General features: G+C 72.9%; 9 protein-coding genes. 3 read left to right on the forward strand and 6 right to left on the reverse strand.

Features of this window, described 5'->3' with window-relative positions; translation table 11 throughout:
- Positions 1-94: 94 nt before the first annotated feature.
- From ACIA5F_RS28695 to ACIA5F_RS28715, 5 genes are all read right to left on the reverse strand, one after another.
- The gene (locus tag ACIA5F_RS28695) at positions 95-1675 is read right to left on the reverse strand and encodes a class I SAM-dependent methyltransferase (RefSeq protein WP_399357949.1); all 1581 of its coding nucleotides are present in this window, start codon (positions 1673-1675) and stop codon (positions 95-97) included.
- 249 nt (positions 1676-1924) lie between these two features.
- Positions 1925-3361: an extracellular solute-binding protein gene (locus tag ACIA5F_RS28700; RefSeq protein ID WP_399357951.1), complete on the reverse strand. Its 1437-nt coding sequence runs from the start codon at positions 3359-3361 to the stop codon at positions 1925-1927.
- A 140-nt stretch (positions 3362-3501) separates the two neighbouring features.
- Positions 3502-4332, reverse strand: coding sequence for an SAM-dependent methyltransferase (locus tag ACIA5F_RS28705; RefSeq protein ID WP_399357953.1), 831 nt, complete (start codon positions 4330-4332; stop codon positions 3502-3504).
- A gap of 102 nt (positions 4333-4434) precedes the next feature.
- On the reverse strand, positions 4435-5871 hold the full coding sequence (locus ACIA5F_RS28710) for an MFS transporter (RefSeq protein ID WP_399357955.1): 1437 nt from the start codon (positions 5869-5871) through the stop codon (positions 4435-4437).
- Complete coding sequence (locus ACIA5F_RS28715; RefSeq protein ID WP_399357957.1) at positions 5861-6400, reverse strand: carboxymuconolactone decarboxylase family protein; 540 nt, start codon at positions 6398-6400, stop codon at positions 5861-5863. Before ACIA5F_RS28715 ends, ACIA5F_RS28710 begins: the two co-directional genes overlap by 11 nt.
- 258 nt (positions 6401-6658) lie before the next feature.
- Here ACIA5F_RS28715 and ACIA5F_RS28720 point away from each other — a divergent pair, with 258 nt between their 5' ends.
- The 3 genes from ACIA5F_RS28720 (at position 6659) to ACIA5F_RS28730 (ending at position 8522) form a co-directional block, all read left to right on the forward strand.
- Positions 6659-7204 carry a carboxymuconolactone decarboxylase family protein gene (locus ACIA5F_RS28720; RefSeq protein ID WP_399357959.1) on the forward strand — a complete coding sequence of 182 codons (546 nt, stop codon included), beginning with the start codon at positions 6659-6661 and terminating at the stop codon, positions 7202-7204.
- A gap of 119 nt (positions 7205-7323) precedes the next feature.
- Positions 7324-8265, forward strand: a complete 942-nt coding sequence (locus ACIA5F_RS28725) for an oxidoreductase (RefSeq protein WP_399357961.1) — start codon at positions 7324-7326, stop codon at positions 8263-8265.
- Entirely contained in the window at positions 8262-8522 is a 261-nt protein-coding gene (locus tag ACIA5F_RS28730; protein WP_399357963.1) for a hypothetical protein, read from the forward strand. Before ACIA5F_RS28725 ends, ACIA5F_RS28730 begins: the two co-directional genes overlap by 4 nt.
- 147 nt (positions 8523-8669) lie before the next feature.
- Here the strand turns inward: ACIA5F_RS28730 and ACIA5F_RS28735 are convergent, their stop codons facing one another.
- Positions 8670-9041 (reverse strand): hypothetical protein, encoded by a 372-nt coding sequence (locus tag ACIA5F_RS28735; protein WP_399357965.1) that lies wholly within the window; start codon positions 9039-9041, stop codon positions 8670-8672.
- Between the last annotated feature and the right edge of the window lie 141 nt (positions 9042-9182).

Raw genomic sequence — 9182 nt, forward strand, 5'->3', positions numbered from 1 at the left:
CCGTGCCCCCCCCCCCCCCCCCCCCCCCCCCCCCCCCCCCCCCCCCCCCCCACCCCCCCCCCCCCCCGCGGCCGGTCACGGCCGCGCGGACGCGTCAGGCGCGGCGCTCGGCCGTGATGAAGACGAAGGTGCCGGTACCGGACTCGTGGCGGATGTCCAGTCCCGCGTCGGCGAGCCACTTCTTGATGTCGTCGAGTTCGAAGAGCAGCATCCCCGCAGGACGGCTCGGGAAGAAGTGGGACGCCTGGAAGTAACGGTCCAGCGGGTCGTCGGCCCACCGGAAGGTCAGCATGGTGAACGTACCGCCCGGCTTGAGGACGCGGCCGATCTCCCGCAGGGCGAGGTCCGCCTGCTCGGGGAACGCCTGCAGGGCGTTCCAGCAGTTCACGCCGCCCAGGGAGGCGTCGTCGAAGGGGATCTCCAGGGCACTGGCCACGACGGCCGGAACCTCGGGGAGCCGGTTGCGCAGCGCGGTCAGCATGGGAAGCCCCATGTCCTGGGCGATGAGCCGCTCGGTGCCGACGGCCTGCGCCACCACCTCCGTCCAGCGGCCGGCGCCGGCCGCCAGGTCCAGCACCGGGCCGTCGACCGGGGCGGTGTGGGCGGCGAGGTACGCGTCCTCGTCGGCCGGGGTGACCGCGAGTCCCCAGTTCAGTCCGGAGATCCGCAGGAAGGCCGGGCGCAGCACCGCCTCGTAGTAGTAGCCCATGCTCGGCATGGCGGCCAGCTTGGACAGCAGGTTGGCGGTGGAGTCGTCGCTCTTCTCCGCCGCGCTCTCCCGCCACGCCTCGTCGCTCTGGCCCGCGGACAGGTCGAGCAGGCCGTGGGTGATGGGGTACGTCGTGGCGCACCGGCCGCACCGTGCGCTGCCCTCGCGGATGTCGAGGCGGCTACGGCAGGAGGCGCAGCGCAGTGCCTCGGTGTGGCGCAGGAAGGCTTCGGCGGGCAGCTCCGAGGGGGCCGGCGGGTCGGCGGCCTCGGCGGGCATCGGGTAGGCGACCTCCTGGGGAACGGTGTGGTTGCGCACCGCCCAGTACGCGCGCATGCCCCAGTAGGCCCAGACGGTGCGCGTGTCGTTGTCCCAGTTGGTCTTTACCTGCTCGGGGGTGAGGGCGTTGACGGCCTCCTGGTCGAAGCCGCGTTCCTCGTCGCCCAGCTTCCAGATCGCCGGGGAGGGCCATACCCGGCCCACGTCGGGGCGGGAGAGGTCCAGCCTCTGCAGTCCGCGGTCCAGCCGGGAGAGGTCGTGCTCGTCGAGCGCGAGGTCCTGGACCGAGGCGAGGACGCGGTCCCGGTCGCCGGGGAAGTGCGAGACCAGGTAGAGCAGTGCGAGCGTGAACGGCCGGTCCGCGTCGCCGGTGGCGAGCGCCTCCAGGTAGCGGTCGAGACCCGCCCGCGCCGCGGACGTGAGCGGACCCTCCTCGGCCGGGTACTCGCTCTCCACGAGCAGGGCGAGCAGCACGGCGAGGTAGCCCTTGCGTTCGTCGTCCGCCTCGCCGAACGCGGCCACCAGCTCGGTCACCGCCGCGACGGCGAGGTCGTTCGCGCCGCCGTCCGGACTCCACACCGCGCCGACCAGAGCGACGAAGCGGTCCTCCAGCTGATCGGCCGCCGCCCCGTCGAGGAAGCGGTCCAAGAGGTCGGCCACTGTGGGGTGGGTGGTCTGAACAGTCATGCGCGCGACCTTTCTGAGGAACCTGGACGGAAGGAAAGGAGATGTCTCAGGGGATCGGTCCATCGGCTGAGACGCTCCCCCCAGCTTCCCGGCACGACGGCCGCCGCCGCATCTCGTGGATTGCCCGGATCGCCTTCGGCCCGGCCTCTCCCGCGCCGAAGGGGACGGCACGGTCCCCCCGGTCCGTGACCGGGAGGACCGCACCGTCCCCTTCGGGCCGCCCGCGGGGCGGCAGGTGCGGTCGTGGGCTCAGCGGTTGAGCCGCACCACGTCCTCCATGTCCGCGGCGGTGTAGTCCCGTCCGGCGGCCCGCTCGGCGAAGAACTCGACCCGCAGGAGGTCCGGGTCGCTCGGCCCGTTGTCCTTGCAGTCGGCCTCGTAGGCGTCGAGGAGCTGCTGCGCCTCGACCGTGGCGGCGGCGAACCGCTCCGCGGGGTCGGCGTCCTCGGCCAGCACGTCGTGCATGGCCCGGGTCATCACGTCCTGGATGCCGGCGAAGTTGCCGAACAGCGCTCCGCGTACCGGCGGCACGGTGGGCAGCTCGCCGCCCCGGGCCTCCGCCACCCGCTCCGGGTAGGAGCTGACCTGCTCGGAAGCGACCGCGTGGTACGGGTACTTCGCGAACCAGCCCTCCGATTCCAGGAGTGCGTACGAGGCGTGGGTGAGGGGGACGAAGCTGTTCTCCTTGTGCCGGTCGGCGGCGTTGCGCGCGGTGGTGAGGAACTGGGTGAACGCCAGCGCGCCGTCCCGGGTGGCCTCGTCGAGTCCTTCCGCTATCCACAGGGAGCTGCCCGCGACCGCGTTGCCGACGTACGGCACGTGGTCGTTGTACGGGAAGCGGCCCACCTCGATGCCGAATCCGCCGTTCTCGGCCGCCTGGACCATGTAGTTGACGTCGTTGGACGACGAGATCCTGAACGCCACCCGCTGCTCGGCGAAGGCCCTCAGGGTGCCCGCCCAGTCCGGGATGACGCCGGTGTAGAGGTAGTGGCCGTCGCGGTGGAGCCCGCGCCACCATTCGACCCAGGCGAGTATCTCCTTCGACGCGAGGTCCACGGTGGTGGCCCGGCCGGAGCGTCCGTTGTCCTGGTCCACGAGGGTCCCGCCCTGGTTGGCGATCGCCTGCTGGAAGAAGAGCCCGTGGTTGGACCAGGTGATGGCGTGCTCCGGTCCGTCCTCCAGCAGCGCGACCTTCGCACAGGCCGCCGTGACCTCGTCCCAGGTCTGGGGCATCTCGTGCACGCCCGCCGCGCGCAGCAGATCGGTGTTGGCGTAGAGGAACATCGTGGTGCCGACGGACGGCATGGAGGCCAGCTCGCCGTCGATGGTGTAGTAGTCGCGGAAGGCGGGGAGGAGGTCGCCGGTGACGACCGGCTGACCGAGGATCTCCGTGCGGCCCGCGATGGCCTTCTCCAGGGAGGTGAAGAGCGGGGTGCCGTCCTGCGCACGCGCGTCACGAGCCGCTTCGCCCACGTAGAAGTAGTATTCCGCGATGGCCGGGACGTCCCCTTGAGCAGCTCCCTCGGCGACCTTCGCGGGGAAGGACCAGAAGTCCCGCTTCACTATGTTGACGCGGTATTCGGGATGGGCGCTCTCGAATTCCGAGCCCATCCTCATCCACCTCTCGGTCACCCCCGGAAAACCGAGGTCGGGAACCCAGACGTCGATGACGGTCTGCTGCTTCATTCGGTCTCCTCATACGTGTCAGGCGGGTTCACCGTCGGCCATGCTCGCTGGCGGGAAGGAGGGCAACAACTTTCGTCGTGCTCAGTTCCCGCCGGTCCGGCCCTGTCCCGGAGCGGCCGGCGGGTCGCCGCACGGGCGGCTCAGGAACGCGGCTTTCGCGCGGACACGATGACGTATCCGATCTGGTCCTTCCTCGGGGCGAAGAAGCCGCGGTGCAGGCGGGAGAATTCGGTCAGCTCGCTCTCACCGAACTTCTCGGCGATCTCGTCGCGTCGGCCCATGGCCGTGGCGAGGTATTTGGATTTCATGCCGAACACCCGGGGGCCGCACTGGGTGTACTCCTCGATCTCGAATCCGGCGTCCCTGGTGTGCGCGAGCCATTCCGGCAGGGTCGGCAGCACGGGCAGCTTCAGCGTCGTCATGAACTGCTTCACCCGTTCGGGCTCCGCGTCCGACTCCAGGCTGAAGTCCGAGAAGGAGATCCGGCCGCCGGGCCGCAGTACCCGGTACAGCTCGCCCAGCACCTGCGGCAGGTCAGGGGCGTTCTGCAGGGACTCCAGGGCCAGTACGGCGTCGAACGTCGCGTCCGCGAAGGGCAGGTCCATGTAGTCGCCGTAACGGAAGCCGACCCGGTCACCGACCGATGCCGCCCCGGCCCGCAGCCGGGCCGTGTCCAGCTCGAAACCGCTGACGGTGACGCCGGTGACACCGACCCCGTACTCCTTGGCGAGGTACACCGCGGTCTCGCCCGGTCCGCAACCGGCGTCCAGGACGTGCTCGCCCGGACGCAGCCCGAGGGTCCCGGTGACCTTGCGGGTGGTGCGGTGCACGGCCTGTGGCAGCGAGGCCTCGTCGTCACGGTCGTACCAGTACCACATGTGCAGCTGCCCGCCCCGGAACTCCTCGCCGATGGGCGTGCGCTCGTCGTAGTGCCTGCCGATGTCCGCGGGGCCGGTCAGTACGTCATCCATGGGCACATCGTCGGCGTCGGCCGGGCGCCCGCACATCTCCGGACTTGCTGTCCTGCGCCGGGCGGCCCCGGGCGGGCGGGGCGGCGGTGCGGGCCGGGCAGGTCACTTGGTCAGGTCCAGGGACGAGCGGCCGAGAACGGCCGGTGCGGGCGCGGGTGTGCGGGAGAGGAGGAGTGCGGCGGGCCAGGTCAGGAGCACGGCCGTCATGACACCCCCGATGAACCAGCCCGACGCTCCCCGGTCGCCGAGGTAGGTGGCGAGACCCGGTGCGACACCGCCGAGGAGGGCCGAGGTGACCGCGTTCGGCAGCCCCATGCCCAGGGCCCGGTTCTCGGCCGGGAAGAGGTCCGAGAGGATCGACGGGAGCGTGGTGGTCGCGGAGACCAGGAAGAAGACGCCGCTGCCGTAGGCGAGCAGGAGGCTGGTGAACGTGCCCTGCACGGTCAGGAAGGTGTACGAACCGACGACCGCGAAGACCGCGCTCGCGCCGAGCAGGAAGCGGCGGGGCCCCAGCCTGTCGGCGAGCAGGCCGATCGGAACGTTGAGGGCCATCATGACGGAGGTGGCGCAGACGACGGCCCAGAACATCACGCCGGGCTCGGCCAGGCGCTGGCCCATGGCCGGGACCACCGAGGTCCAGGTGCCGCCGACGGTGGCCATGCCGGAGATGAACAGGACGGAGATCACGACCTGGCGCCGGTGGGCGGTGAGGACGTGGCGGACCGATCCGCGGGCGGCGCTCCCGCCGGCTTCGCGCCGGAAGACCTCGGTCTCGGTCAGCTGACGGCGCATGACCAGCAGGACGGCGCCGAAGAGACCGCCGACGAGGAACGGCACCCGCCAGCCCCAGGCGGCCATGGCGTCCGGGCCCAGGAGCGCGGTGAGGCTGCCGCCGAGGAGCGAGGCGGCGAAGGCGCCCGCGGCGGTGGTCAGCGAGAAGAAGCTTCCGTAGAGGCACTTGCGTTTCGGCGGGGCGACCTCCATGAGGTACGCGGTGGCGGCGGGCCACTCGCCGCCCGCCGCCACTCCCTGGGCGACGCGGGCCAGGAGCAGGACGAGGGGCGCGAGGATGCCGATCGTCCCGTAGGTGGGGGTGACGGCGATCAGGACCGAGCCGGCCGTCATCAGGCTGATGGCGAGCATCAGGGCGGGCCTGCGTCCACGCCGGTCGGCGAGGCGGCCCAGCAGGACACCGCCGAGCGGGCGGACCAGGACGCCGATGCCGAGGACGGCGAACGCCCCGATCAGGGAGGTGACCGGGTTCGACGAAGGGAAGAAGTGGGTGGCGAGCAGGGGGGCGAAGAGGCCGTAGGCGAGCCAGTCGAAGGACTCCACGAAGTTGCCGACGACCGTCGCGGTGACCGACCGGCGGTGCGCCCTGCGGTCCGCCTTCAGGTCCGCCTTCGGGCCTGCCTTCCGGCCCGGCCCGCCGTCCGGCCCGTTGTCCTGTGTCCCGTGTGCCTTCCCGGCGGACGGTGCGGGCGTACCGGTGGTGTCCTTCGACGGTACGGGCACACCGGCGGCCCGGTCAGACCGCACGGGCATAGCCGTGGGCGGTGATCCGGCGGCCCGCCTCGTCGTAGTAGCCGGGGTCGGTGGGCACCGCGGTGGCGAGGCCGCTGACGTAGCGGTTGTACATGCAGAAGGCGGCGGCGATGAGAACGGTGTCGTGGAGGTGCGTGTCGGTGGCGCCCTCGGCGCGGGCGGCGGCGACCGTCTCCTCGGAGACGGGCCGGGCCTGTGCCTGCACCTCGGCGGCCACCCGCAGCAGGGCGCGGAGCAACGGGGTCACCGGCGCGGACGCGAGGTCGTCGCGGACGGCCCTGACGAGTTCCCGTCCGCCTTCGAGCTGTGCGGCTGCTGCCGCGCCGTGGGTGCCGGCGCAGAACGGGGTGCGGTTGAGCTCCGAGACGTACGCGGCGATCAGTTCGCGCTCGCCCCGGGAGAGCGGTGACTCCCCGCGCAGCAGGACGTCGGCGAGGTCGTTCAGTGGGGCGGCGGTGTCGGGGCGGTCGGCCATCAGCCCCCTGATCCCGGGAAGGCCGCTGGTGAGTGCGATGTGAGGCACGGGTGAATCCTTTGCTGAAGGGCTGGGGGACGTGTCCTCGCCTCATCTTGGCAGTCGGGGAAAAGGCACCAACTCCCTGCGTGCGCTGTGACGTTCGGACGGCCCCGGGATCGTCCGGCGCATCCGGTGAGGAGGACGGCCGGCCGGACACGCTGCGGGCGGGTGACTGCGCATTCTGCGAGTTGGCCGGTCCGGCGAACGTGCCGACGATGATGAGAAACCGACCGCGGACCGTCCCACGGAACGGAGGGCAGACCAGTGCCGCACATCGAGATCACCAACGGCCTTCCCGGCATCAGCGGCCTGATGGCGCAGCGCCCCGACACCGGGGCCGTGCTCTCGCGGCTCGCCGAGACGCTGCTGCGCACCACCGACTCCCCGCTGAGCCGGGGTGAACGCGAGCTGATCGCCGCGTACGTCTCGGAGCTCAACCGCACCCGGTTCTGCGCCGACTCGCACAGCGCCTTCGCCGCGGCCCAGTTGGAGGGGGGCGCCGAGCTGGTCGCGGCGGTCCTCGCCGACCCGGGGTCCGCGCCGGTCCCGGCGCTGCTGAAGGCTCTGCTGCGGATCGCCGCCGAGGTGCGGGCGGCGGCGGAGCCCGTCTCCGACGAGGCGGTCGCCGCGGCCCGCGCGGAGGGCGCGACCGACGCCCACCTGCACGACACCGTGCTGATCGCGGCGTCGTTCGCGATGTTCAACCGGTATGTCAGCGGGCTGGCCACCGAGGTACCGGCCGACCCGGCCCCGTACTACGCCGCCTCCGCCGAAAGGATCGTCGGCCGCGGTTACGGGGCCGGGCGCTGACGCACCGCCCGTCTCCGGCTCCGCCTCCGGGTCCGTCTCCACGACCGACCGGTCGGCAACCGGACACACCCCGACCGCACACGAGTACGGCCGAGCCTTCCAGAGCGAGGAGACACGACATGGGCTGGTCCGCAGAGGACATTCCCGACCTGCGTGGTCGGACGGCGCTGATCACCGGCGGTTCCGCCGGTCTCGGGCTGGAGACGGCCCGGGTGCTCGCCGCGCGGGGCGCGCGCGTGGTGATCGCCTGTCGTGACACGGCGCGCGGCCGGGCCGTCGCGGACGGCCTCGGCGGGCGGGCGCAGGTGGTGCGGCTCGACCTCGCGTCCCTGGAGTCGGTGCGGGAGGCCGCGGCCGAGGTCCGGCGGCGTCACGACCGGCTGGACCTGCTCGTCAACAACGCGGGGGTCATGTTCCCCGCCTACCGGCGGACGAAGGACGGCTACGAGGCGCACTTCGGGGTCAACCACCTGGGGCATTTCGCGCTGACCGGCCTGCTGCTGGGGCTGCTCCAGGAGGTTCCGGGGTCGCGTGTCGTCACCATGGCGAGCCTGGCCCACAAGGCGGCGGTGGGCGGTGGCGGCCTGGACCGCGCGCGTGCGGGTACGGACCGCCGTTCGGTCGTGGCGTACGGGCGGTCCAAGCTGGCCAACCTGCTCTTCGCCCGGGAGTTGCAGCGGCGGCTGGCCGCCTCGGGTTCCGCGGCCGTGTCGGTGGCGGCGCATCCGGGCCTGTCGGCGACGGCCCTCTGGAGCGGTGACGCGCCCGGCTGGCTGCGGCTGGTGAGCGGGGCCGCTCTGCGGTGGCTGGGGCAGCCTCCCGCGCAGGCCGCGTTGCCCGTACTGCGGGCGGCGGCCGATCCCCTGGTGCCGGGTGGCTCGTACCTGGGTCCCGGCGGTTTCCAGGAGTGCCGGGGCGCACCGGTGCGGGTGGGCTCCAGCAGGGCCGCGCAGGACCTTTCGGCGCAGGCCCGGCTGTGGGAGCTGTCGCAGGAGCTGACCGGGGTGCGGTACGGGGGCGCGGACGCGTCGGCCGCCGCGGCCGTGGAGGCCGGACGGTGAGCGCCGGGCGCGTGCCCGAGCACGGGGCCGGTGAGCGGGTGGAGGCCGGTGGCCGCGGCGGCCGGTGGGCGCCGGTCGCCGCGTGGGCCTGGCTCTGGCGCGACTTCGACATGGCACTGCCGGAGGCCGGCGGGGCGGCCCGGCAGAAGGACGGCGTACCGGCGGTGCGGCGCACGGCCTCCGCGGCCGGGGCAGGCGCAGGGGCTGCCGCCGAGTCCGAGGGGTACGCGCGCTACGCCGCCCACGGGCCCTGGTAGCGGGACCCGTTCTCCCCTCCGGCTCCCCCCGGGCCGGGAGAGGGCCCGGGGGTCGCGCGAGGCGCGGCTCCCGGGCCCTCTCCCGTACGGCCGTGGGCCCGTACGGCCGTGGGCCCGTGGGTGCAGGTCCGTACCGTCCGTACCCGGTCAGCCCAGGCCGGCCACGGCGGCGACGAGCTCGGCGGCCATCTCGGTCAGGGCGATCACGTCGGGCACGCTCAGGGTGGGGTCGTCCAGGATCGGGACCAGGTCCGCGAGGGCGTGGGCGAAGCGGCCCCCGTTCTCGTAGGTCATCGTCAGGTCGCCCTCCCACAGGGCGGCGCGGACGCGGCCCGCGGTGAGCAGCCCGTCCGCCGCGGTCGCGGTCACCAGGACGGCGGCGACGCGCTGTTCGAGCGGTGTCGCCGTCCAGGTGCCCTGACGCAGGTCGGTGACGAGGGATTCCGCCCGGCGGCGGGCCTGGTCGGCGGACGCCTGCTCCTGGCGGGAGGAGGTGGACTGCGTGGTGGTGGAGGTCATGTGGCTCTTCCTCGGTGACGGGAACGGACGGGGTGCAACCGCTCCCGGTTACAGGCCGGCGGCCTGGCGCAGGGCGTCCACGCGGTCGGTGCGTTCCCAGGTGAAGTCGGGGAGTTCGCGGCCGAAGTGGCCGTAGGCGGC

The sequence above is a fragment of the Streptomyces sp. NPDC051567 genome (assembly GCF_044454165.1).
Lineage (GTDB): Bacteria > Actinomycetota > Actinomycetes > Streptomycetales > Streptomycetaceae > Streptomyces.